Raw genomic sequence first — 22,557 nt, 5'->3', positions numbered from 1 at the left:
TTGTTGGTGGCCGGTCGGCGTTGCTGGCTTGAGTTTTTATAAAAAGGACAGGCGTCAGTCCATAAAACGCGAATGATGGCAGTGAAAATAGAAGTTGAAAGTGGCGACTCAATCGATTTGGCGCTTCGGAAGCTAAACAGAAAAGTCAAAAGCGAAACGGATCGACGCTGGCACAAACGTCGATATGGCTACTACGAAAAACCGTCCGCCCTCAAGCGCAAGAGCAAGAAAATGAAGGCACTCGCCATCCAATCAGGCGGCACCCTGTGGCTGAAGATAGGTTTGAAAGAGCAGTTTTCACGAAACGGTGGTTCTGCCGCTGGGCGCTAGGGGGTTATCTAAGTTCTAAAACGGCTGACGTTGGCCATTTCGCCACTATTTGAGAGGTGCATGTGTATTATGCATTAACAGCAAATGTCCTGATTTTTATGGCTATGACGGTGCTGGCCCTCTCGGGCGCATTAGTTTATTTATTTATAACGGCTAAAGGGTTGGTCTACGGGCGGGCACCGGTTTATGCGCTATGTTCAGTTGTGTTTGCTCTTTTGGTGTTTGTTTCTTTGGAGCTGGTCCTCCATCTTGTCATCCAGCAGCACTCGATTAGCGTTGGGTTATGTGCTTCTTTAGTTCTGTATTTCGCTTTGGCAATTGTTTTGTTAATCAAGATGGGGTTGGGCTGGTTGCTTTGCTGGTTTGGATCGTTGCTGGGGTGGTACTGCTCTGTATGCTATATTTGCCTTTTATTATATTTCTGGGTTGTGCTACTGGGCCGGTATGTGTATAGCAAGTAGCCTGGATATCCTTGGTAAAGGCAGTGAATGAAAAAGCGTCATCCACCTTGCGCTACTGGGCGTTAATGTATTGTATCTCTCCTGATTGCTGCTGCGAGTAGTATTGAATATGACGCGTGGATCGCAAACAATCGCAGTGTTTAGAAAATACGAAAAGTTGCTTGATGCTGCCCTGGATGACTGCAAAGCTTCGCTGGAGTCAGAGGGTCTGGTCGTGAAATCGCTTTGCTGTAGAGAGTATTTAAAGGAGGTGGGGCATCAGCCAATTGCTTTGGAATGGGGGCTTTTGGTTGAAAAAATATGGTATGAGTCCGAACAGGTTTTCTTTATAAATACTCATGTTTCTGTTCAGGAACCTTGGAGCTTGGGTGACCCAATTTTTCTGCGCGGTCAGTCAAGGATTGGGAAGGACGTTGAAAATGAAAGCATTGTTTTGGAACAGAGGAGATATGGCGGGTCGGCTGATGTTTTACTTGAGGTAGGTTTGGCGAAATACGTTAAAGATCGTTTGGATGAAATTCGAAGCAGTATCCGTTAAGTATTTTTACAATCGATTTAATGTATATGCGTAAGTTATTTGGTTCTCAGGAATAAAAATAAAGTTTTGGAGCCTTGATCAGATGGAACGCCATCCAATGCTGCTTGGTCTAGGCGCAGCAGTAGTTACCTATTTAGTGATAAAGCTTGTCGGCACTTCTTTAGGAAACCACCTTGCTGGTTTCTGCAGGAGGCCATCTATAGTCTTCCATGGTTGATAGGTGGCTTTGTTGCAGGGTGCAAGTCTAGGTCCACCCCGCTGACAAATGGCGCAGTTGCCGGCACGCTTTATGGTTTGATCTTCTGCCTCGTCGGAATGGCGCTGATATCTGGCCAAACCTATGGGCTGCAGGAAAAGCTCTCGCAACTTGGTTTTACCCTCATTGCCACGTTGAAATTTGCATTGATGTTTTCTTTGGCGTCGGCTTTTGGTTTTGTGTACAGAAAGTCACCTAAGGCTTCCAGTAATTAGTTTAGGCGGTTTTATTGATAGTTGTGTTGTTGAGCTGGTTGTTAATGTAAGTGTATTTTTTGTAGGGCTTTCATAGAGAATTCTATCGGCTATGTTGCAGCTACGATGTCAAAGCGTATTTTTGTGGGGTGACGCATGTCTTTGGTGAAGCAAGTTTTTGGTGTGGAGCGGCCATCAACCCTGGTCGTAGTGGTAGTTGGTTTTTTCTATGTTCTTTTAGCGCTTTGTTTCTATGCGTGGCACTTGGATTTCGTGATGAACGCTGCTTGGCGAGTCATTGGTGGGTGTGTGTCAGTACTATTTTCGGTCGTTTATGTTTCAGTTTTTTTTCATGTGACAATACCGGGAGCAGTAGTTAAAAGATTTAATTCTCGTATTGGTCGGGTTGTCCAGGTTCTATTTATGGCTTTGATGGTAGCTTTTCTTTTTTTTTTAGTGGTGTTGTGTATGGAGTGGGCGGTGTTGTGACAAGTGTTATCGGCAGCCGGCAGGTTGTGGAAGTAACACTGGAGAAGAAATATTCATCCAGCAGGAGAAGTTGTGACTATAAGTTGGTAGGCTATGTGTTGGAGGAGGTAGTTCCTTCTCGCATTTGTGTCTCAGAAAAACTCTATGATAAATTTCCTGCTAAAGGAGAGTTTTACCTTTCAGGTAAGATGACGTATTTTGGGTTTTATATTGATGGTGTGACTTATAAGGTCAATTAGCTTTTATTGCGATGTGCAGGACGAGCGGCAGATTCGTACTGATGATCTCGAGGGTGGATAAAGTGCTCCAGGCACTCTACAGTAGTCTGCTAGTGCAGCATTCTTTATTCACTATCGTAAGTAACGAGTGATGATCAAAATCGAGTTCGAAGAACCCCACCAAGAGCGGTGCAAGTGCTGCGGGAACACATCGACCCGACTGACCCGGTTCGTGTACCGGGATGGTGATGCATATGCTGTGTACTACGTGGCCTTTACCGAAGGCCACGAAGACAGGGTCGCCTACGCGCTGGTTGGCCTGGGGGAGTGGGGTGAGGGCGGCGAGCCTGAAGACCGAACAGCCTTTGCCGTGAATATCTGGGATGACAACGGTAGCTGGGCGGTAACCGTTACCGACAGGGCCGACTCGCCCTGGGGGCATGTCACCTTCCTCGGCAACGTGCTGGATCGCGAGGATGCGCTGCGGCATCCCTGGATCAAGGAGGTCTTTCACATCACCGACCACATCGTGGCGGAAGACAGGCAGGTGGTTGAGTTTTTTGCGTGAGCAGTCTGCGGCCGTGAGGGTAAGCAAGAAATCGTAAGGTTGGTTTTCACTCAAATTGAGTGTGGCCCTGAGTGCACTTAGGTTTTCCTGAGAAAAATCCAGCTCACATAGTTACGTAAAAAGGAAACGTTATGACTGAGCTCAGCCCTGAGAAAAAATTAGCCGAACGTATTGCTTCAACGGCGAATGCTTCTGAAAAGGAAGCGCTTCGTCTCTGGATTGAACGCCTGTTGGAAATCAAAGACTCAGATCTCCCAGCGGCCCAAAAAGCGAAGCAAGCCATAGCGGTCACTGGCAGCAGCGACGTTGTGCTTCCGACGGTCAAAATAATCGCTCGTGAAACGAAGCGCCTGGCATGGGATGAACGAAGTCTGAAGGGGCGGCTGGGGATTGGAGGGGCTGTCGTCGGGCTGGCGCTTTTTGGTGGCCAAGGTGCTGGTATTGCCGCACTCGGTACGGCTGTCGGCGTCCCTCTTTGGGTTGTCTTCGGCGCGGGAGCAGCGTTTGTCGGTGTCCTTTATGAGGAACTCACTGGCAAGAAGCCGGATGTGAAAACGACTTATCAAGTCATAGACGCGGAGTCTGACGACAAGAAGTAGCGAGCAAGGAGGACGTTAGGTAGCTGCGGTCACAGTGGTGGATGAAAAGAGCGTCATCCACCCTACGGGGCGATCTGATTTCGTAGGGTGGACAACGCGAAGCCAGTCCACCGTGGTTTACCACAGACACATCTCTCGAAGTAGCCGAGCGACTCATTCCCCTCGATCAGATAACCAGCGTGCTGCCAAGTGCGCAGATCGGTCGGCCTGTATTCCGGATAATCGTTGATTAACCGCTCTCAGGTGTCACTTGTAGGTGTTCGTGCCGCTGCCCGATTACACCGCCACGATGGCGGACATGACTCAAACAAGGACGAAACGATGTCACTGACAAGGATCTTCTCCGGCGTGCTCGGCGTGCTGTTCGCCAGCGTGGCGCCCGTTTTTGCGATGTGGTTCGTGCCGGCGTATAGGACGATCCATGAGTCGTTGAGCACCGGGCTGCCCATCCTCACGGCGTCCTATCTGTATTACAGCTTTTTGCTCTGGCTGCTTCCGCTGGCGGTCATTGTCATGGCGTTCAGATGGCCGAAAACGCGGTGGGGCGAATGGATTGCCTGCCTGGCCGGATTCGTGGGCATGCTGGTCAGCGTGGCGTTGTGTGTAGTCGCGATGTACCTGCCGGCGTTCGGTGCTGCGTGATCACTCGGAACGTTCAGCCTCTTTAAAGAGCATTCCAACAAAAAGGGCCGGCTGCGAAATCGTAGCCGGCCCTTTCGTTTGACGCCTTCGCTTAGAACTTGAAGCGTGCCACCAGACCGTTGAGGTCGATGGCCAGGCGGGAGAGGTCCTGGCTGGCGGCGTTGGTCTGGTTGGCGCCGGCGCTGGTCTGTAGGGCCAGGTCGCGGATGTTGACCAGGTTGCGGTCGACTTCGCGGGCCACCTGGGCCTGTTCTTCCGAGGCGCTGGCGATCACCAGGTTGCGTTCCACGATGTGGCTGATCGCCTGGGTGATCTGGTCCAGGGCGCGGCCGGCGGCCTGGGCGATTTCCTTGGCTGAATGGGCGCGGTCGTTGCTGCTCTGCATGGCGCGCACGGCGTCGGTGGTGTTCTGCTGCACGCCCTTGATCATGGTTTCGATCTCGCGGGTGGACTCCTGGGTGCGGTGGGCCAGGCCACGCACTTCGTCCGCCACCACGGCGAAACCACGGCCGGCGTCACCGGCACGGGCGGCTTCGATGGCGGCGTTGAGGGCCAGCAGGTTGGTCTGTTCGGCGATGGCGCGGATCACGTCGAGCACGCCGGTGATGCCGTTGATCTTCTCGGCCAGGCCTTCGACCTGCTCGGCGGTGTTGCTCACGTCCTGGGCCAGTTCGTTGATCGACTCGACCGCCTTGTTGACCTCTTGCTGCCCGCTGTGGGCGATGCGGTCCGACTCGCGGGAGGCTTCGGAGGTGGCCACGGCGTTGCGCGCCACTTCGTCCACGGCGGTGGACATCTCGGTGACGGCGGTGGCTGCCTGCTCGATTTCGTTGTTCTGCTGGTGCAGGCCGCGGCTGGAGTCTTCGGTCACCGCGTTGAGTTCTTCGGCGGCCGAGGCCAACTGATCCGAGGAGCTGGCGATGCGCTGGATGGTTTCCTTCAGGTTGTCCTGCATGTGGGCGACGGCCTGCAGCAGCTCGGCCGGCTCGTCGTTGCCTTCTACGCGGATCTGCTGGGTCAGGTCGCCCGAGGCGATGCGCTGCGCCACCGCGACGGTTTCGCGCAATGGAGCGACGATGCTGCGGGTCAGCAGGATGGCGAACAGCACGGTCAGGCTCGCAGCCACGGCGATGAAGACGATCACCCCGGTAATCGAGCTGTTGTAGACCGTATCGGCATTGGCGGCCGAGGCATCGGCCAGCGTGCGGTTGATGCCGAGCAGCTTGTTGAATTGCTCGCCCAGGGCATCGGACTGGCGCTTGTAGTCGCCACCGAGCAGGGTGCGCAGCTCGTCCAGGCGGTTTTCCGAGGACAGGGTCGCGGCCTGTTTGTTGACGATCAGGTAGTCGCGCAGCAGGCCGTTGTAGATGTCGTACTGGCGGCGCTCGTCGTCGGAGTTGAGCAGTTCCTTGTAGCGGTCGTTGGCAGTCGCCAGCTCACGGGCCAGCTCATCGGCGCGGGCCACGGTCACGCGCACGGCCTCGGGCTCGCGGTCCACCAGCAGGCGGAACGACACGATGCGCAGGCGCAGCATTTTCTCGTTGATCTCGCCCAGGCGCGCGTAGCTCGCCATGCCGTTTTCACGCAGCTCGATTGCCGTGCCATGCATGGCCTCGATCTGCCGGATGGCAAACAGCCCGAGCAGGGCAACGATCAGGGCAATGAGTGCAAAACAGATAGCCGCCCGCGGGGCGACGCGCATGTTGCGAATGAGCATGGTGGTTCCTCAAGGATGGTCCCCTGCGAACGGGCTGTCGCACTGGCCGGGATATGCGTTATTTCGGCATGGCAGCGCGCGGCTACAGACCGTTTATCGGATTGTCACATTCTGAAATACCTCGCTATAAGCCCCGTGGTTGAAGGGCTGCGGCGAAGGGAGTGATGGCTTTTTGAGGTCAGGTTCGAGGGCAGGCGTGGTGGGCGGGTGTTTCAGTCGTGAAACGGTTGGGGCACTGCAGGCATGAGACGAAACCTGCCGGATAGGCATGCGTGCTGTGCGCTATACCTACCGGGTGTGACATCAACAGTGGAGGGCAACGCCATGGCCAAGGGCAGCGGCAGTTCAAAAGGCAGTGGTGGAAGTAAATCCGGTAGCGGTGGAGGGGCTCGCGGGCCCTCCAGCCACCCCGGGACAGGCGGTAATTGGCCGAGCACCACCGGTAATCAATCCGGCAGTGGTCGAGGCAATGCTCCGCCATCGAAATCCGGCGGGTAAGCATTTGGTGCCAGCTGGGAAGGCCCGTTTCCCCGAAACGGGCCCTGGTCTAAAAGGCCCGCAGCGAGCAGACGCTTTCTTCGATAATGGCCGGATCCAGCGCGTTCTTTGTCAGGAAATCGGCCAGGCCCCTTCGCGCCAGCGGCATGTTGATGTTCGGGCCGATGATGATCTTCTTTATCCAGCTCGGCTCGATGGGGTATTCGATATAGGGAATGATCACGCCGGATCGCGCCCGGTGGCGCGTCTGATGGTCCCGTTCCATCGTCGACTGGATGACCAGCCGGGTTTCGCGCTCATCGGAGAATTCGCCGTTCTTGATCGCGCAGCAGTGGAACATGAGCGTGTTGGCGATTTCGAGCGTCAGCTTATCGAGCGCCCCCTCCACCTTCATCTTTTTCTCGATGGCTTCGATGAGTACCTCGGGGGAGGCGAGGCGTCCGAATTGGCCCATGCCATAGTCGACGTCCTCCACCCGGCACCGGAGTCTGAGTGCGTTGGCGCGTGCGCTTGGAATCAGCAGCCGCTCACTGTCGAACACCAGGCAATACCCCGCGTTCTGCGGGGAGTAGGACATCCACTGCCGAAGGCTGTCGCCCTGGCTGGAAAACGAGGTGATGTACAGGTCGCGGTTGGTCAAGTTGCTCTGGATGATGCCCGGAAGGATTTCATAGAGCCTAGTGGCGGCCTGCATCACCGGGTCAGCGCTTTGCGCCGTTCTCAACGCCTGGTGCTTGCAGAAGGCGGTGAGGGTCTTGATCCCGGCATGGAACTCATTCGAGTCGTTCAGGAAGTTGATGTCGGTTGCCCACAGCGCCCGGGCGTTGATGATGCCCATCAGGCCGTGGGTGTCGGTGTAATGAAAGAGCTCCACGGCAGTCCTTTGATCGGTGGTGGCGAGGCCCGCCTAGGGAGCGGGCATGCCTATTTTGCGGTCAGCCGGAGCGTGGGGAAAGTGCGCGCTTTCGACGGCTGCCAAACCCTGCTCTCTGCGGGGTTCCTTGTTGCGCTCAGAGAGAAGGGCGCTGCGCCGGTCGTGTCTGCGCTCAGTTGAACCTCGGCAGCCGCTGGTTGGCTTCCCGGCCTTCTTGTTCAACCGGCTGCGGCACGCCGGCGACCCTGAGTTCCGGCATCCGGTCACCCACCAGGCGCAGGTCACGGCGCGGCATGGCGAACCGTACATCCAGCTCGCGCAGGGCATCGAGCAGCTGCAGGTTGATCTCCTGCTGGATGTCCATGTACTGGTTGTAGTCCGAACCCTGCACGATATACACCACCTCGAAGGTCAGCTGACTCTCGTCGAAACCGAGGAAGTGCGCGCGGTCGAAGCGGGTGTTCGGCGTGGCGCGAATGATGTCGCCGACCTTCTCCGACACCTGGCGCACCTTGTCGCTCGGGGTGTCGAAGTTGATGCCGAACTTGAAGACGATGCGTCGGGTGTTCATGCGCTTGTAGTTGTGTACGACCTGCTTGAGCAGATCGGCGTTGGCGCACACCACTTGCTCGCCGCTGAGGCTGCGGATGCGCGTGGTCTTCAGGCCGATATGCTCGATGCTGCCGGCCACCTCGCCGAACACCACGAAGTCGCCGATCTCGAAGGGCTTGTCGACGCCGATCGACAGCGAGGCGAACACGTCGCTGAGCACCGTCTGCACCGCCAGCGCCACGGCAATACCGCCGACCCCCAGGCTGGCGACCAGGGCGGTGATGTCCACGCCCAGGTTGGCGAGAATCGACAGCAGCATCACCGACCACACCACGATCAGTACCATGATGCTGACGATGGTGGTCATCACCGGGTTGAAACTGCCACCGTTCTTGCCCGTCACCAGGCTGCGCGACCACAGGCGCACACCGGCATCGACCCACAGCGCGATCTGCAGGGCCAGCGCCACGAACCAGGTGTGGCTCAGGGCGCTCTGCCAGTTGCCAGGCAACTCCGGCAGGCGCAGCGCCAGCAACAGGGAAAACGCCAGCAGCAACAGCCGGCTGGTGCGCCCGATCACCATCGCCAGGAAGTGCGGCCAGTTGCTCTCCTGGCCCTTCGACCAGGCCAGCAGGCGCTTGTGCAGGGTACTCACCACGGTACGCAGGACGGTGTAGATCACCGCTGTGGCGACCAGCACGATCCCGATACCGAGCCAGAGATCGCGGTCAAGCCAGATATTCCATTGTTCCATTGCCAGGGGCCTCCAGAAAAAGACGCATAGTTTTCTGTGGGCGTTGGGGGTGAGAAGTTCCGGGGAATGGGTGAGTGGTCGGGGAGGATCAAACCGCAGTAGTGAAAAAGCGCAGCGGTAAGTGGTGCTTTGATTGGATACAGGGCTGGGTGGTGGAAAGTCGAGCCCTTATTGGCCAGAACCACGGATGGTTGTATGGCAAATAGAGTTAAACGCTAGCTCTTCTTGCCAGGATGGCTAAATGCTAGCATTCTGAGTTTGCATCTTCGGGGGTGATGTCATCGTCCGACATTTTCTGAATCTCGGAGTCATCCATCAAAGATTTTCAGATCGAGGAAAAAGGTTTGAGTTTGGACAGCAGCATGTTTGAGATCGCCTATGCCGCCGCGACACAGCGCCTGTGCCTATTCACCGGAACAGGATTTTCTAAAGCAATTTCAGACCAAGAAGCGCCAGGATGGCAGGATTTACTTGAGGAAGTGTGCGACGACTTGCCAGAGGGTGCTGACTTAAAAGTCGCTTTGTTCCCATCCAAGGGCGACAAGCCTCTGAGCCTTGAAGAGGCTGCTCAAGTAATTGAGCTTAGGTTGAGTCGACACAACGAAAATATCAAAACCAAAATTAAGGATATTATCGAATGTCTTTCCGTTAAGGGTGATATCGATGAGGTTGAGAAGTTTTATCAGAAATATGCCTTTAGGGTCGTTACAACGAATTACGATAAATTGTCTGAGGCGTTGGCTGGAATCGACAGGGTTCAAAGCATTGCTCCTGGCAGGCCGATACCGCGTTCCTCTGCACCCATAAAGGTTTACCACGTTCACGGATCAATTGATTCGCCGGAGAATATGGTGGTGACATCCGATGATTATTTTCGTTTCATGGGCAGCGACTCATATTTTTCAAGGAAATTGAGCACTATCTTGCACGAAAATACGGTGGTTATTATTGGGTATTCCTTGGGCGATACTAATCTAAAGCGAATAATCAATGACTACAAAGCTTTTGCGAATAACCATGTTATAGGGTCTAACTTATTTTTTGTGTCTAGAAGAAAGGTTGATCAAATAGTTAAAGATTTCTATTTCCATAGCTTCGGCATCCGGGTGGTGGACGGTTTGGAGGTCAAGGAATTTTTCACCCAGCTGAATCGGAGCGCCCGTTTGGCTTCCGATGTTGCTGAGAAGTCATTGAGGTCGATATCGAATGTCATCGAAAAAGGGATGCGTTTCACAGACACCTACATAAAACTGGAGGATTCATTCTTCCGTGTCATCGCCTCGTTGCCAGCGAAGGGATTTAGCCTGAAAGACCCACGTGTGGTGGAGGTCATTGGTGATTTCTTGGAGCGCAAGCGAGGCTTCACTTTAGAGGCAGGGGCTTGGGAGCAGTACGATCACCTTGCGAGTTGGCTCATTCATTTGGGTACTGTTTTCGAGGTCGGCAATAGCTCGATCAGGGACATCTACTTGAAGGCGGTGAGACGCTCCATGGTTACTATGAGCAAGGAGAAGCGTCTTGGTTACTCTTGGCAAGCCTACAAGTTATGGCTCAGCGGCTGGGCCTCTATCAGTGCAGCCAACCGAGCGATGATTCGAGAGTACGTCACGGGTCAAGCGGTTGGGTCTGAGGCTCAGCTGATCGTCGATTCTATTGACTGAGCTGAGAAAGGAGGCTGATTTATTTTCCTGTCTAGCACCTTCTTGAATGCTCTAAAGCATCCTCTTTCTTCGTCAGAACCCTAAGTGGTGAGCAGGTGATGGGAATTGAACGCTTTCCGGCCCCTTGCTGTGATCCGCAACAACCGACTTTCCTAGCCTTGCAGGCTGCACACGGCGGCATTTTTCCGCTATCTCTTGCAGTGTTTTCGACACGTTGCTTTGTCTGTCTTGCGCGATACCTAGCGTCCCGTGTATATCTGTTTAGTAGTAGTGAGAGCGTGGAATGTGGAAGTCAAACTAATACGCTTTGGCTCATGAGTTGCTTTGTGATTTTTTGAAAATAGCTTTTTTTGATTTTTTAGATCGATATTTTTCGTAGTTATACCGCCTTCTATGCTATTGGATTAGTGCGGAAGACTATCTAATCACTGTTGGGCGTTTAAATCATCATGCTTGGACTGTTCAAATCCAAACAACCATCCAGCAATGCCAAGCTCTTTAGGCTCACTCTGCATGTCTTGCGCGGCAGCAATAAAGAGATGCCTCAAAATTTGGTCGGAGCGCACGTTCCAGTATTCGTCGCCGCAGCAGATCATGAGGCTGCGGCTTTCGCAGCGGTTTCAAAGCTCACGTCTCAAGGGTTCGAGTTCGTCGATATCTCCGATGGAAAAATTCATGAGCTTGATCCTCGCAAGTGGGATGCCTTCGTGAAGGAAGCTTGGGTAGATTTCGAGCAACACTTTCCTAAGCAATCCCAGGTGGTCAGCGAGCTTGATAGTGGCTTCTCGTTTGTCGGCCCATTCGCCAGTTATGAAGCCAGCAAAAACGTCTAACCCTGCCGTCGAGAGGGGCGGCCACAAGCTGCGCTTGTGGTTCCCTGCGCTTCTGTTCGCAGGTGCCGACTAAGCTCCCTCTCAACCAAGCACTAACCCTATAGGCCAAAAATGCACGCTGATGTAGTCAAGAGTTGGTTTGGGGAACAATTTAATAATCTCCACCCCCTGCTTCAGGAATTGCATGTGGGAGGCGGCCAACTATCCGGCGACGTCCGCATATCTTTTGGGACGGGAATGGCTGGACTGATCGGACGTAGGCTGGCTAAAAAAATGCGCTTCCCTGGGCCTGGCACACACCAGTTAAGAATCACTATTTCTCATGACATTGACGGGTTGTTTTGGAAGCGGTCATTCAACAATCAAACCCCGGTTACCTCACTGTTCAAGGCCGTCGGAAATATAGAGTCTGGCTATTGGCTTGAGTCAACCGGGCCTCTAGAAATGAAATTGACGGTGGATGTTGTCGATGGTGGTTGGTACTGGCGTTGTTTAAGTGTTCGCTTTCTCGGTATGCCAGTTCCAAAATGGCTGATGCCACATACGGATGCATATAAGACGATTGCCGATGATCTGTACCGTTTTCATGTCGAATTTTCCTTGCCAATAATTGGTCCCTTGGTCTCCTATGAAGGGTTGTTGGAACTGGAGAAACCTCAGTGAGCCTTGATAGAGAATTAAGGGTAAAGCATGCATGTGAGGTAGGAGCCACTGGTGTCTACAGGGGGCATAAATGCGTTGCCAGGTATTTTTTTAGATCATCCATCCCTGATCTGGACAATATGCGTTTTCATGAAAAAGACCATACTTTATTTTCATGAGCCTTCTCGTAAGCAGAAGTGCACGCCCGTGTCTTGCATATAGATTGTTTTTCTTTGCGGGTCTGATTTACGGTGCCTTAATTGGTTTGCTAGGAATCAAAGCAATTGGCGCAAGTACGTCCGCAATTGAGGAGGTCGTGAACCTTGAAATTGATGTGGTGCTGAAGAAGTTCAAGGGGGAGCCTCATGTATGTGAATTGCTACGCGCAATACAGCAAGAAGAAAAACAACACCAAGACTCAGGGGAGCGACTAGCTGGCAGCGACTACGCTTTATATAAGCCTGTACAGACTATCGCTAAGGCTGGAGCTTACGCGGCTAAAAATATCGCATCGCTACTGTAAAGCTTATAGGTCGTTCGCTTCGCTCGCTGGCACGGGCTGGAGCCGGCTCTTATGCAAACGCTAGGGAATGAAAGGAGAACAGGCGTGGGCATCCATGTTGTTATCTGTCTACCTGAATCGCGTTTCTCATTATTACTTCTTTGCAAATCAAGGGCCTGCTGCATGGCTAAGAGTGTTACCAGGTACTTCAATGGGCGTTATGCGACAGCCTAATTAGTTAAGCAATAAGCGCGCTTTCGCATGGCGCGTGAAAAATAGGATTTCAGCTGCTCTATGCAATTGACACATAAGGAATAATTCTTTGCCATCAGAGTCGGATGTGTTTTTTGAAAAGTTTGTATCAAATACTATTTCAGTAGGGAGACGCCTTCGAATACTAAAATATCTAAAAATCAGCTTGGCTGTTCTGTGCTGGGTTGCGCTGTTAGCAGGTGTTTCTATAAAAATCATGGGCGGCCAATCTAAAGTTATCATTTTCCTGGGGTTAATTGGCGGAGCACTTGGCCTCGCGTCCATGCTATCGGCGCGAATAGAAAAAACGGTCTATTTAAAATCGGAACACCTTCGGGCCATTCATCAGCACTTAATTTATCGCTTGAGCAAAAAAAATCTAACAGCTGTGCATGCAAAAATCCCACTAACAATAGGCTTCGCCAACCTTTCCGGCGCTGATCTTAGCGCCATTTTATCTGAAGATGCGACAGCTCTATCACCGCTATTTTTCAAATCAGTTACCGTGCCTGATCACCAAATTCCGAGTGCAGAAATACTCTTCGTTTATGCCCATCTAAATGAGGATGGAACTATTAAAGGTGTTGCCTCCTCTGGAGTTCGCCAGATAGTTCAACTCACGAATGCAGCAATTGTCGTACTTGCCTCCCCGAATGATGCAGCCTCTATCCAGAACGCAGCAATACTTCCAGGTCCTAAAACAGCAAATATAGTATTCACGTTTGATCGAAATGGTAGCGGGTTTAGTGAGTTTTTCTGTGAGCTTTTCGGGAAAATGCAGGGCGGTAAGGACATGTTAAGCGCTTGGGTAGAAATCTCCCCTCAAAATCATCACATAAGTCATTACTATGCACCTCAAACTATCCTCCTAGCTGAGGCTGGGAAGATTGCCTTTCCATAGCCCGCAAATTCCTAACAAGTGGTTAAACCGTTTGAGGAAAAAGAGGGCAGATTTATTTTCCTGTCTAACGCCTTTTCTACCTGATCGCAAAGCGCCATCTTTTCCGGTTCAAACCTTTGCGGCCAAAACCCTCCCAACCCCCAGAAACGAAAAAGCCCCGTCATCACTGACGGGGCTTTTTTGTTGAGAGCTGGAGCGGGTGATGGGAATCGAACCCACGGCTCTAGCTTGGGAAGCTAGGGTATTACCATTATACGACACCCGCAGCGGGTGCCTTTATACCGGAACCTGCTGCGGAAATGAAGCGCCAAACGCTGTGCCGCCACATTCGTTTCGCGACGGGCCGCTGTCATACCGCCATGGCCTGCAGGTCGCGCAGGTCACCCGTGCCGGGTTTGTGCAGGCGTTTGGTCGGGGCGTTGAAGAAGTCCAGCAGCACGCGCTGGCTCTGCAGCCAGGCGGCCTTGTGTTCCATGTCGAGGAAGTGGCCGGCGTTGTCGATCACCGAGAACTGGCACTGCTCGATGTGCTGGGCGAACAGGCAGGCGTCTTCCACCGAGGTGTATTCGTCGCGCTCGCCGTTGACGAACAGCACCGGTACGTCGATGGCCTGCAGGCATTCCATGCGGCAGTGCGCTTCCATGTTGAGTATCTGTTTGATGTGCGCGTACATCTGCCGGTACTCGTGCTCGTCCAGGGTGCTGACGTGCTTGTGGTTGAAGCGCTTGAACAGCGACGGCAGGTGCTTGCCGATGGTGCTGTTGACCAGCAGGGCGATGTTGTCGCGGTCCACCGCGTTGAGGAAGCGCAGGCCCTTGTGCAGGTAATCGAGCATCGGCACGTTGAGGATCGGCGAGAAGGAGCAGATTGCCGCCTTCTCCAGCGTCGACGGGCGCTGAGCCAGGGCGAGCATGGAGGCCACACCGCCCCAGGAGAAGGACATCAGGTAGTTGGCGCCGTAGTGGTCGATGAGGCTGAGCAGGATCGCCGCCTCGTCTTCCTTGGTGATGGGCGTGAAGTCGCGGTTGTGCGCCTTGGACTGGCCGGCGTAGGGCAGGTCGAAGGCCACCACGTTGAACTGCGGCTGCAGGTACTTGACCGTCTGCGCGAAGGAGGCGGTGGTGGCCAGGGAGCCGTTGACCAGGATGATGGTCTTGCTTGCTGCCGGGTTGCCGTAGAACTCCGTGTGTACGTTGTATTTCCCTTTGATCTCGACGACTGCGGTTGCTGGCCTCATGTCGTTTCCTCCTGGCGCAAGTAGGACGAGGCGAACGGGGTGCCGTTCGCAGGATTCAGACAGACAGGAAAACGCCCGGACATGACACGCTGATGTCAGGCGGAGATTTTTATAATTATTTATTTTTCAACGGTTTAGGATTGAAACGACACGACGCTCCCGGCCTCGTGAAGGCGGAATGCGGGGTGTTTTTCCAGGCAGGAATCCATTGGCACAGCGTGCCGGAAATCGGGTGGCGCGGTTGGATGTCGATAGTGACCGTCTGGTCACTTCTAGTCCTTGTGAGTCGAGTTAAGCAGCCGCCTTTGCGCTCCGCAAGAGTGAGTCACATCTTTCTCGCTGAATGGCTGACCGCTGGTCGGTTTCTAGACGCTGGCGATTTCGTCGGCGGTCAGCGCCCGGTACTCGCCAGGCTGCAGGGCGGGGTCGAGGATGATCTCGCCCATGCTTTCCCGGTGCAGGGCGACCACGCGATTGCGGAAGTGGCCGAACATGCGCTTGACCTGGTGGTAGCGGCCCTCGAAGAGGGTCAGGCGGGCGCTGTGGCTGCCGAGCAGCTGGAGCTGCGCGGGCAGGGTGGTGAGGTCTTCGAAGGCGAAATACAGGCCACGGGCGAACACCTCGGCGTACTCATCGGTGATCGGTTGTTCGGTGGTGACGAGGTAGACCTTGGGCTTGCGCTGCTGCGGCTGGGTGATGCGCCGCGACCATTGGCCGTCGTTGGTGATCAGCAGCAGGCCGCTGGTGTTGAGGTCGAGGCGCCCGGCCAGGTGCAGGTCGCCTTTGTCCGACACATCCAGCAGGTCGAGCACGGTACGGTGTTCGTCGTGCTCGGTGGCGCTGACCACGCCGACCGGCTTGTGCAGCATCCAGTACTGGGCGCTGTGGCCGGCCTGCAGCAGTTCGTCGTCCAGTTCGACGCGCTGGAAGCTGCGCACCTCGTGGCGCCCGTCGCGCACGATTGCGCCGTCCACCCGCACGCGCCCGGCGCTGACCAGCAGGCGGCTGTCCTGGCGGTTGAAACGGGGGAAGTTGCTGATAAAACGGTCCAGGCGCATCGCCGTTCAGTCCACCGTGTCGCCGGACTCTGCGACCACGCCCGCGCAGCGCGGGCACAGGCAGGCCTGGTCGCGTTGTTCGGGCGTGAGGCGTTCGAGGGCAGCGGGGTCGATGCGTGCAGTGAAACACCAGCAGGGCTCGTCGTCGCGGCCGGCTGCCACGCTGCACTGGTTGCTGTTGCCACACAGGGGGCAGTGCAGGGTGTCCATCAGTGTTCTTCGCAGACGCGGTCGCGCCCGGCCTGCTTGGCCCGGTACAGGGCACGGTCGGTGCGGCCGAGCAGGTCATGCAGGCCTTCGCCCGACTGCCACTGGCTGAGGCCGGCACTGACGGTGACCTGCAGCGCTTCACCGCCCACCGAATAGCGCTGTCCGGCACAGTGCTGACGCAGTTTTTCGGCCAGCTCATGGGCGGCGTGACGGTCGGTGTTCTTGAGCAGCAGGATGAATTCCTCGCCACCCCAGCGGCAGAGGATGTCGGACTGGCGCAGCGTGCCGCGCAGATTCTCGGCGAAGCGGCGCAGCACCTCGTCGCCGGCCAGGTGGCCGTGCCGGTCGTTGATCTGCTTGAAGTTGTCCAGGTCCAGCAGCACCGCGCACAGCGGGCTGCTGTCGCGCTGCGCCTCCTGCAGGGCCTGCTCCATGTGCAGCTCGAAGCCGCGGCGGTTGGGCAGGTCGGTCAGGCTGTCGGTGGTCGCCAGGGCGGCGATACGCTGTTGATAGCGACGGATCACCAGGCTGACCAGGGTCAGCACGATGACGGTGACCAGCAGGCAGATCAACAGGTTGAGGTACAGGCTGTGGCGGACGCCGGCCAGCGCCCCTTCTTCATGCTTGTCGACGAACAGGAACCACTCGAGTTCGGGGATGTAGCGCACGTTGAGGAAGTGGTTGCGCTGGTGTTCGTCGTAGCGGTAGTTGCCGCTCTTGGGCTGCGGCAGCACGGCCAGCAGCTTTTCCATATCGGGCACGTCGCTCAGGTGCTGGCCACGCCGGGCACCCATGGGGCCGCCTTCGGCACCGGTCAGCACCAGGTTGCCGTGGCGGTCGGTGAAGAAGATGTTGCGGTCGTAGCGCTTCTGGTAGTCGTCCACCAGCTTGACCACGGCATCCACGGTAAGGCCGACACCGGCCACGCCGATGAAGCGTTCCTGGTAGTCGAACACCTTGAAGTTGATGAAGAAAGTCAGCCGGTCCGCGTTGGCCATGTCCGGGTCGACGCTGATTTCGTAGGGTTCGTCCATGTTGCGCACGCGGAAGTACCAGGCGTCGCGCGGTTCTCCTTCCTGCACCTCCTTGAGCACGCCCTTGGCCTGGTAGTAGGTGCGGGTGGTTTCGGAAATGAAGAAGGCGGTGAAGGTGCCGTAGTGGTCCTGGATTTCACGCAGGTAGCGGGTGACGGGTTCCGGGTTCTGCTCGCCGGCCAGCGCCCAGTCACGCAGGAAGGTGTCGCGCGACATCATCGAGGCGATCTGGGTGGGGCGGATCAGGTCTTTCTGGATCTCGGAATAGATGGTGTCCGAGGTCAACGGCAGCTCGGTGTTGACGATGTTCTGCCGAATGCTGTCGCGCGAGGCGTAGTAGCTCAGCAGCGACGTGGTCAGAAAACCGCTGCCCAGGAGGAACAGGAGCAGTAACACCAGCGAGGTTTGCATGTGCCGTTTGGGGCGCAGGGACATGGGTGAATCCGGGACCGGGCGAATGGCGTGATGCTAGCGTGCCGAGTGGGGAAAGCGCCAGTTGTGATCACAGCCGGGGGCTGTGTATTGCGCGATGCATTCGGGCCGGGAGGCCGTCGCGGCTAAAGCCCCTCCCACAGGGCGCCTGCGATTCTTCTTTTGTGGGAGGCGCTTCAGCGGCGAGCTTTTGGGGTATCTGTCTTCCTTCAGCACTACCACCAGATCATTGCTCAGCCCTACCTCCAGAGAGGCAGATGATCTGACGGTGGGATCGGCAGTGTTCCGTCGCGGCTAAAGCCCCTCCCACAAGGGGCATGCGGTCCTTCTTTTGTGGGAGGCGCTTTGGCGGCGAGTTTTTGAGGGGACGTCAGGCCTCTTCCAGCACCACCACCCGTTGGCCGGCGCGCACCGGTGAGCCGGGTTGCACGCGCACGTCCTTGATGACCCCATCGCGCGGGGCGGTGAGGGGGATTTCCATCTTCATCGACTCCAGGATTACCAGCACGTCGCCAGCCTGCACGCGGTCGCCCACGTCGACCTGCACCTGCCAGAGGTTGCCGGCGATGTGGCTGTCGATGCTGTGCTCGCCGGCGGCCAGGGCCGCGTCTTCGCCCAGCTCGACCGGGGCTTCCTCGCTCTCGAAGTGTGCCTGGCCGGAGGCGATCCAGCGCTGGCGCTCGGCGTCGAAGGCCGCGCGTTGCTGCTGGCGGAAGGCGTCGATGCCCTCGGCCTCCTTGTCGAGAAAGGCCTGGTAATCGGCCAGGGCCAGTTCGCTGTGCTCGATGCGCAGATCGAAGCGACCCAGGGGGAAGTCGCGGCGGATGCGCAGCAGTTCGTCCGCCGTCACCGGGTAGAAGCGGATCTGGTCGAAGAAGCGCAGCAGCCACGGCTTGCCGTCGAACGCGGCGACGTCGCGGTAGCGGTTCCACATCTGCAGGGTACGGCCGACGAACTGGTAGCCGCCGGGGCCTTCCATGCCGTACACGCACATGTAGGCGCCGCCGATGCCCACCGAGTTCTCGGCGGTCCAGGTGCGGGCCGGGTTGTACTTGGTGGTGACCAGGCGGTGGCGCGGGTCCAGCGGCGTGGCCACCGGTGCACCGAGGTAAACGTCGCCCAGGCCCATGACCAGGTAGCTGGCGTCGAACACCGTGCGGTAGACCTCGTCCAGATTCGGCAGGTCATTGATGCGGCGGATGAACTCCAGGTTGCTCGGGCACCAGGGGGCGTCCTTGCGCACGGTGGTCATGTACTTGTCGATGGCCAACTGACAGGCCGGATCGTCCCAGGACAGCGGCAGGTGCACGATGCGCGACGGCACCTTGAGGTCCTGCGCAGCGCACACGGCGTCCCACTCGCCGGCGACGATCTCGAGCAGGCGCTGCAGGGGCAGGGTTTCCGGCTGGTAGTGCACTTGCAGGGAGCGGATGCCCGGGGTGAGGTCGATCACCCCGTCGAGCTGCTTGGCTTCCAGGGCCTGCATCAGGGCATGACCCCGGAAGCGCAGTACCAAGTCCAGCTCGGGGGCGCCGATTTCCAGCAGCAGGTGGGTGTCGCCGGAGAGGCGCGCCACCAGGCGGGTGTCGTCCTGGCCGATGTCGAGGACGATGGGGGAGGTCAGCGTTTCTGTAGGAGCCCGCTTGCGGGCGATCTGGGCAGAAGGTTGATCGCCGGCAAGCCGGCTCCTACAGGTAGCGGCGAGGCTTTGTGCCAGCTCTCTCGCCGTGGCGATATCCACCGGGTGGAAGCGCACCTTGTCGCCGGCCTTGAGCTGGCCGAGCTGCCAGAGGTCGGCTTCGATGATGGTCACCGGGCAGACGAAGCCGCCCAGACTCGGGCCGTCCGGGCCGAGGATCACCGGCATGTCGCCGGTGAAGTCCACCGCGCCGATGGCGTAGGGGTTGTCGTGGATGTTCGAGGGGTGCAGGCCGGCCTCGCCGCCGCTGTCGCGCACCCATTCGGGCTTGGGCCCGATCAGGCGCACGCCGGTGCGGCTGGAGTTGAAGTGCACTTCCCAGTCGGTGGCGAAGAAGGTCTCGATGTAGGCCGGGGTGAAGTATTCCGGCGCGCCATGGGGGCCGTAGATCACGCGGATGTCGCGCACCGCCGGCAGCGGCGTGCACAGCGCCTCGGGCAGGCTGTCACCCGCCTGGCGGTCGCTCAGGGCCGGGATGTGCAGCACGTCGCCGGCGCGCAGGGCGCGGCCGCCGTGGCCGCCGAACTGGCCAAGGGTGAAGGTGCTTTTGCTGCCCAGGTAGTCCGGCACCTGCACGCCGCCGCGCAGGCACAGGTAGCTGCGCGCACCGGCGCCCTGAATGGTGCCCAGGCTCAGGGTGCTGCCGGCGCTGATCAGCAGGCTGGTGTTCAGCGGCTGTTCGACGCCGTCCAGGCTGACCGGAATCGGCGCGCCGGTGACGGCCACCACCGCGTCGGTGTTGAAGCGCAGGACCGGGCCGCTCATGGTGACTTCCAGGGCAGCGGCGCGCTCGTCGTTGCCGAGCAGCTGGTTGCCTAGGCGCAGGGCGCGGCTGTCCATGGGGCCGGAGGGCGGTACGCCGACTGCCCAGTAGCCGATGCGGCCGGGCACGTCCTGCACGGTGGTCTGGGTGCCGGCGCTGAGCACGTCGAAGGTCGTAGCGTTATATACCAGGTCTTCCAGGCAGCGGGTCCAGGGTGCGCCGCTGGCGAAGGGCGCGTCGCCGATGATCTGCCGCAGGTAGTCGCGGTTGCTTTCCACGCCGTACAGCACGGTGTCGGCCAGGGCCTGGCTGAGGGCGGCGCTGGCCTGGTCGCGGGTCGGCGCCCAGGTGATGACCTTGGCGATCATCGGGTCGAAGTACGGGGGGATTTCGCAGCCGGCCTCGACCCAGCTGTCGATACGCAGGGCCTTGCCGTCCGCCGGCGGAAACTGCACGGCGGTGAGCAGGCCGGGGCAGGGCTGGAAGTCGCGGCCCGGGTCTTCGGCATAGAGGCGCGCCTGCACCGCATGGCCGCTGGGTTTCAGGCCCTGGGCCAGCTCGCTGAGCGGCGGCAGGTCACCGGCGGCCAGTTCGATCATCCAGCGCACCAGGTCCACGCCCCACACCTGTTCGGTGACGCCGTGTTCGACCTGCAGGCGGGTGTTCACTTCCAGGAAGTAGAACTGCTGGGCGTCGCTGTCGAAGACGAATTCCACGGTGCCGGCGCTGCGGTAGTTGACCGCTTTGGCCAGCTTGATCGCGGCGGCGCACAGTTCCTCGGCCATACCGGCCGGTAGGTTCGGCGCCGGGGTTTCTTCCAGCACCTTCTGGTTGCGCCGCTGCACCGAGCAGTCGCGCACGCCTAGGGCCAGTACGTCACCCTGGCCGTCGCCGAACACCTGCACTTCCAGGTGGCGGGCGCGCTGGATGTATTTCTCGATGAACACACCGCTGTCGCTGAAGTTGTTCTGCCCCAAGCGCTTCACCGCCTCGAAGGCCTCGCTCAGCTCCTCGGCCGAGCGGCACACGCGCATGCCGATACCACCACCGCCGGCGGTGCTCTTGAGCATCACCGGGTAGCCGACCTGGTCACCGGCGAGCAGGGCCGCGTTGAGGTTTTCCAGTAGCTCGGTGCCTTCGAGCATCGGCACGCCGTGGCGCTGGGCCAGCGCACGGGCGGTGTGCTTGAGGCCGAACACCCGCAGTTGCTCCGGCGTCGGGCCGACGAAGGCGATGCCGGCCGCTTCGCAGGCTTCGGCGAAGGCGGCGTTTTCCGAGAGGAAGCCGTAGCCCGGGTGGATCGCCTGGGCGCCGCTGGCCTTGGCGGCGGCGAGGATCTTGTCCACCACCAGGTAGGTCTGCGCGGCCGGGCCGTCGCCGAGGCTCAGGGCCTGGTCGGCCTCCTGGATGTGCAGGCTGGCGGCGTCGGCTTCGGAGTAGACCGCGACCCCGTTGACGTCGAGGGCACGCAGGGTACGCAAGATGCGGCAGGCAATGGCGCCACGGTTGGCGATCAGCAGTGTGTTGAACATTCGAGGTGTCCTCGAAGGAGGCGGGCCGTCCCGCCGGTATTGGGTCTGCACCACGGTCGTCCGTGGTGGGAAATAGGTGTGTAGCGGTCATCCACCCTACGGTCCGGCTCCCGCCCGTACGGTGGAAAACCGCGAAGCGTTTTCCACCGCCAGGTCCTGTGGGCACGGCTGGTGGAGGAAAAGAGCGTCATCCACCCTACGGTCTGGCTCCCGCGCGTAGGGTGGAAAACCGCGAAGCGTTTTCCACCGCCAGGTCCTGCGGGAACAGCGGGTGGATGAAAAGAGCGTCATCCACCCTACGGTTTGGCTCCCGCCGTAGGGTGGAAAACCGCGAAGCGTTTTCCACCGTCTGGTTCTGCGGGCACGGCTGGTGGATGTAAAAAGCGACATCCACCCTACGGGTGATCTTTACGCTCCAGGCACTGGCCGGAGCGGCTCTGGCACAGGGCGTACAGCCACCGGCGCAAGCGATGAGTCAGTCCCATACCAGCACCTCCGCCGGGGTCGGGTTGTAGCCGTTGCAGGGGTTGTTGAGCTGCGGGCAGTTGGAGATCAGCACGATGATGTCCATGTGCGCGACCAGCTCGACGTACTTGCCGGCGGCGGAGATGCCGTCTTCGAAGGTCAGGCCGCCTTCCGGGGTGACCGGCACGTTCATGAAGAAGTTGATGTTGGCGCTGATGTCGGCCTTGTTCAGGCGGCCGTCGTGCAGGCTGGCGCGCAGGAAGTTGTCGCGGCAGCTGTGCATGTAACGGGTCTCGAGGGCGTAGCGCACGGTGTTGCTTTCCTGGGCGCAGGCGCCGCCGAGGGTGTCGTGGCGGCCGCAGGTGTCCGCGCTGATGGTCAGCATCGGCTGGCCGAGGTTGGAGTACAGCACCGAGCCGGTGGTGAGGTAGACGCGGTTCTGTTTGCGCAGGGTGCGCTGCACGTCGTAGCGCTCGCGCGGGTTGCGCGCGTTGTAGAACAGGGTGTCGACCGCCTGGTTGCCTTCGAGGTCGAGCAGGCGCAGGGTCTGGCCGGCCTTGACCTCGGTCATGAACGGCTCGCCGGCCGGGATGGTGGCGCGATAGACGGCGGCTTCCGGGTGTTTCTCGCTCTGGGTCAGGTACAT

At 58.0% G+C, this 22,557-nt stretch carries 20 protein-coding genes and 1 tRNA gene; 11 read left to right on the top strand and 10 right to left on the bottom strand.

Translation table 11 applies throughout. The annotated features are described in order from the left end of the window. Nucleotides 1-72 precede the first annotated feature (72 nt). The 6 genes from rpsU (at nucleotide 73) to N5C28_RS03410 (ending at nucleotide 4,295) form a co-directional block, all read left to right on the top strand. Nucleotides 73-330, top strand: a complete 258-nt coding sequence (rpsU, locus tag N5C28_RS03435; protein WP_279820127.1) for a 30S ribosomal protein S21 — start codon at nucleotides 73-75, stop codon at nucleotides 328-330. A 564-nt stretch (nucleotides 331-894) separates the two neighbouring features. Continuing rightward, entirely contained in the window at nucleotides 895-1,329 is a 435-nt protein-coding gene (locus tag N5C28_RS03430; RefSeq protein ID WP_279820124.1) for a hypothetical protein, read from the top strand. Between the two features lie 606 nt (nucleotides 1,330-1,935). Beyond that, on the top strand, nucleotides 1,936-2,268 hold the full coding sequence (locus tag N5C28_RS03425) for a hypothetical protein (protein ID WP_279820121.1): 333 nt from the start codon (nucleotides 1,936-1,938) through the stop codon (nucleotides 2,266-2,268). Nucleotides 2,269-2,637: 369 nt separating this feature from the next. After that, nucleotides 2,638-3,054 (top strand): hypothetical protein, encoded by a 417-nt coding sequence (locus tag N5C28_RS03420; RefSeq protein ID WP_279820118.1) that lies wholly within the window; start codon nucleotides 2,638-2,640, stop codon nucleotides 3,052-3,054. A gap of 131 nt (nucleotides 3,055-3,185) precedes the next feature. Beyond that, the gene (locus tag N5C28_RS03415) at nucleotides 3,186-3,653 is read left to right on the top strand and encodes a hypothetical protein (RefSeq protein ID WP_279820116.1); all 468 of its coding nucleotides are present in this window, start codon (nucleotides 3,186-3,188) and stop codon (nucleotides 3,651-3,653) included. Nucleotides 3,654-3,974: 321 nt separating this feature from the next. After that, nucleotides 3,975-4,295, top strand: coding sequence for a hypothetical protein (locus N5C28_RS03410; RefSeq protein ID WP_279820113.1), 321 nt, complete (start codon nucleotides 3,975-3,977; stop codon nucleotides 4,293-4,295). A gap of 91 nt (nucleotides 4,296-4,386) precedes the next feature. On the opposite strand, the gene N5C28_RS03405 is transcribed toward N5C28_RS03410, so the two are convergent. The 3 genes from N5C28_RS03405 to N5C28_RS03395 all read right to left on the bottom strand — a co-directional run bounded on the left by N5C28_RS03405 (nucleotide 4,387) and on the right by N5C28_RS03395 (nucleotide 8,690). Further along, on the bottom strand, nucleotides 4,387-6,012 hold the full coding sequence (locus N5C28_RS03405; protein WP_279820110.1) for a methyl-accepting chemotaxis protein: 1,626 nt from the start codon (nucleotides 6,010-6,012) through the stop codon (nucleotides 4,387-4,389). A 547-nt stretch (nucleotides 6,013-6,559) separates the two neighbouring features. After that, nucleotides 6,560-7,384, bottom strand: a complete 825-nt coding sequence (locus tag N5C28_RS03400) for a DUF2971 domain-containing protein (RefSeq protein WP_279820107.1) — start codon at nucleotides 7,382-7,384, stop codon at nucleotides 6,560-6,562. Nucleotides 7,385-7,556: 172 nt separating this feature from the next. After that, a complete protein-coding gene (locus N5C28_RS03395) occupies nucleotides 7,557-8,690 on the bottom strand; it encodes a mechanosensitive ion channel family protein (RefSeq protein WP_279820104.1) in 1,134 nt (377 codons plus the stop codon). 362 nt (nucleotides 8,691-9,052) lie between these two features. Between N5C28_RS03395 and N5C28_RS03390 the strand changes: the two genes are divergently transcribed. The 5 genes from N5C28_RS03390 (at nucleotide 9,053) to N5C28_RS03370 (ending at nucleotide 13,481) form a co-directional block, all read left to right on the top strand. Further along, nucleotides 9,053-10,351 (top strand): SIR2 family protein, encoded by a 1,299-nt coding sequence (locus N5C28_RS03390; protein WP_279820102.1) that lies wholly within the window; start codon nucleotides 9,053-9,055, stop codon nucleotides 10,349-10,351. Between the two features lie 449 nt (nucleotides 10,352-10,800). Beyond that, nucleotides 10,801-11,184 carry a hypothetical protein gene (locus N5C28_RS03385; protein ID WP_279820100.1) on the top strand — a complete coding sequence of 128 codons (384 nt, stop codon included), beginning with the start codon at nucleotides 10,801-10,803 and terminating at the stop codon, nucleotides 11,182-11,184. Nucleotides 11,185-11,295: 111 nt separating this feature from the next. Further along, nucleotides 11,296-11,847, top strand: a complete 552-nt coding sequence (locus N5C28_RS03380; protein ID WP_279820098.1) for a DUF4166 domain-containing protein — start codon at nucleotides 11,296-11,298, stop codon at nucleotides 11,845-11,847. A 154-nt stretch (nucleotides 11,848-12,001) separates the two neighbouring features. After that, entirely contained in the window at nucleotides 12,002-12,349 is a 348-nt protein-coding gene (locus N5C28_RS03375) for a demethoxyubiquinone hydroxylase family protein (protein WP_279820097.1), read from the top strand. Nucleotides 12,350-12,650: 301 nt separating this feature from the next. Then, the gene (locus N5C28_RS03370; RefSeq protein ID WP_279820095.1) at nucleotides 12,651-13,481 is read left to right on the top strand and encodes a hypothetical protein; all 831 of its coding nucleotides are present in this window, start codon (nucleotides 12,651-12,653) and stop codon (nucleotides 13,479-13,481) included. A gap of 191 nt (nucleotides 13,482-13,672) precedes the next feature. Here the strand turns inward: N5C28_RS03370 and N5C28_RS03365 are convergent. The 7 genes from N5C28_RS03365 to N5C28_RS03335 all read right to left on the bottom strand — a co-directional run bounded on the left by N5C28_RS03365 (nucleotide 13,673) and on the right by N5C28_RS03335 (nucleotide 22,557). Then, a tRNA-Gly gene (locus N5C28_RS03365) sits at nucleotides 13,673-13,746 on the bottom strand. Nucleotides 13,747-13,830: 84 nt separating this feature from the next. Next, on the bottom strand, nucleotides 13,831-14,718 hold the full coding sequence (locus tag N5C28_RS03360; protein WP_279820092.1) for an alpha/beta hydrolase: 888 nt from the start codon (nucleotides 14,716-14,718) through the stop codon (nucleotides 13,831-13,833). Between the two features lie 365 nt (nucleotides 14,719-15,083). Beyond that, nucleotides 15,084-15,776 carry a pseudouridine synthase gene (locus N5C28_RS03355; protein ID WP_279820090.1) on the bottom strand — a complete coding sequence of 231 codons (693 nt, stop codon included), beginning with the start codon at nucleotides 15,774-15,776 and terminating at the stop codon, nucleotides 15,084-15,086. A 6-nt stretch (nucleotides 15,777-15,782) separates the two neighbouring features. Further along, a complete protein-coding gene (locus N5C28_RS03350) occupies nucleotides 15,783-15,986 on the bottom strand; it encodes a cysteine-rich CWC family protein (protein WP_279820088.1) in 204 nt (67 codons plus the stop codon). Beyond that, complete coding sequence (locus N5C28_RS03345; RefSeq protein ID WP_279820085.1) at nucleotides 15,986-17,455, bottom strand: sensor domain-containing diguanylate cyclase; 1,470 nt, start codon at nucleotides 17,453-17,455, stop codon at nucleotides 15,986-15,988. The genes N5C28_RS03350 and N5C28_RS03345 overlap by 1 nt, the downstream gene beginning before the upstream one ends. A 367-nt stretch (nucleotides 17,456-17,822) precedes the next feature. Continuing rightward, complete coding sequence (uca, locus tag N5C28_RS03340; RefSeq protein WP_279820081.1) at nucleotides 17,823-21,446, bottom strand: urea carboxylase; 3,624 nt, start codon at nucleotides 21,444-21,446, stop codon at nucleotides 17,823-17,825. Between the two features lie 475 nt (nucleotides 21,447-21,921). Next, nucleotides 21,922-22,557, bottom strand: coding sequence for an urea amidolyase associated protein UAAP2 (locus N5C28_RS03335; RefSeq protein ID WP_279820077.1), 636 nt, complete (start codon nucleotides 22,555-22,557; stop codon nucleotides 21,922-21,924).

This window comes from Pseudomonas sp. GD03944 (genome assembly GCF_029839275.1).
GTDB lineage: Bacteria > Pseudomonadota > Gammaproteobacteria > Pseudomonadales > Pseudomonadaceae > Aquipseudomonas.
This window is presented reverse-complemented; position numbering and strand designations above follow the sequence as displayed.

Bases quoted from the DNA above. Each gene is read 5' to 3' on its own strand.
- N5C28_RS03385 (WP_279820100.1), top strand. From the start codon at position 10,801: ATGCTTGGACTGTTCAAATCCAAACAACCATCCAGCAATGCCAAGCTC.
- N5C28_RS03335 (WP_279820077.1), bottom strand. From the start codon at position 22,557: ATGTACCTGACCCAGAGCGAGAAACACCCGGAAGCCGCCGTCTATCGC.
- N5C28_RS03420 (WP_279820118.1), top strand. From the start codon at position 2,638: ATGATCAAAATCGAGTTCGAAGAACCCCACCAAGAGCGGTGCAAGTGC.
- N5C28_RS03375 (WP_279820097.1), top strand. From the start codon at position 12,002: ATGAGCCTTCTCGTAAGCAGAAGTGCACGCCCGTGTCTTGCATATAGA.
- N5C28_RS03415 (WP_279820116.1), top strand. From the start codon at position 3,186: ATGACTGAGCTCAGCCCTGAGAAAAAATTAGCCGAACGTATTGCTTCA.
- N5C28_RS03405 (WP_279820110.1), bottom strand. From the start codon at position 6,012: ATGCTCATTCGCAACATGCGCGTCGCCCCGCGGGCGGCTATCTGTTTT.
- N5C28_RS03395 (WP_279820104.1), bottom strand. From the start codon at position 8,690: ATGGAACAATGGAATATCTGGCTTGACCGCGATCTCTGGCTCGGTATC.
- N5C28_RS03410 (WP_279820113.1), top strand. From the start codon at position 3,975: ATGTCACTGACAAGGATCTTCTCCGGCGTGCTCGGCGTGCTGTTCGCC.
- rpsU (WP_279820127.1), top strand. From the start codon at position 73: ATGATGGCAGTGAAAATAGAAGTTGAAAGTGGCGACTCAATCGATTTG.
- N5C28_RS03355 (WP_279820090.1), bottom strand. From the start codon at position 15,776: ATGCGCCTGGACCGTTTTATCAGCAACTTCCCCCGTTTCAACCGCCAG.
- uca (WP_279820081.1), bottom strand. From the start codon at position 21,446: ATGTTCAACACACTGCTGATCGCCAACCGTGGCGCCATTGCCTGCCGC.
- N5C28_RS03425 (WP_279820121.1), top strand. From the start codon at position 1,936: ATGTCTTTGGTGAAGCAAGTTTTTGGTGTGGAGCGGCCATCAACCCTG.
- N5C28_RS03380 (WP_279820098.1), top strand. From the start codon at position 11,296: ATGCACGCTGATGTAGTCAAGAGTTGGTTTGGGGAACAATTTAATAAT.
- N5C28_RS03345 (WP_279820085.1), bottom strand. From the start codon at position 17,455: ATGTCCCTGCGCCCCAAACGGCACATGCAAACCTCGCTGGTGTTACTG.
- N5C28_RS03350 (WP_279820088.1), bottom strand. From the start codon at position 15,986: ATGGACACCCTGCACTGCCCCCTGTGTGGCAACAGCAACCAGTGCAGC.
- N5C28_RS03390 (WP_279820102.1), top strand. From the start codon at position 9,053: ATGTTTGAGATCGCCTATGCCGCCGCGACACAGCGCCTGTGCCTATTC.
- N5C28_RS03360 (WP_279820092.1), bottom strand. From the start codon at position 14,718: ATGAGGCCAGCAACCGCAGTCGTCGAGATCAAAGGGAAATACAACGTA.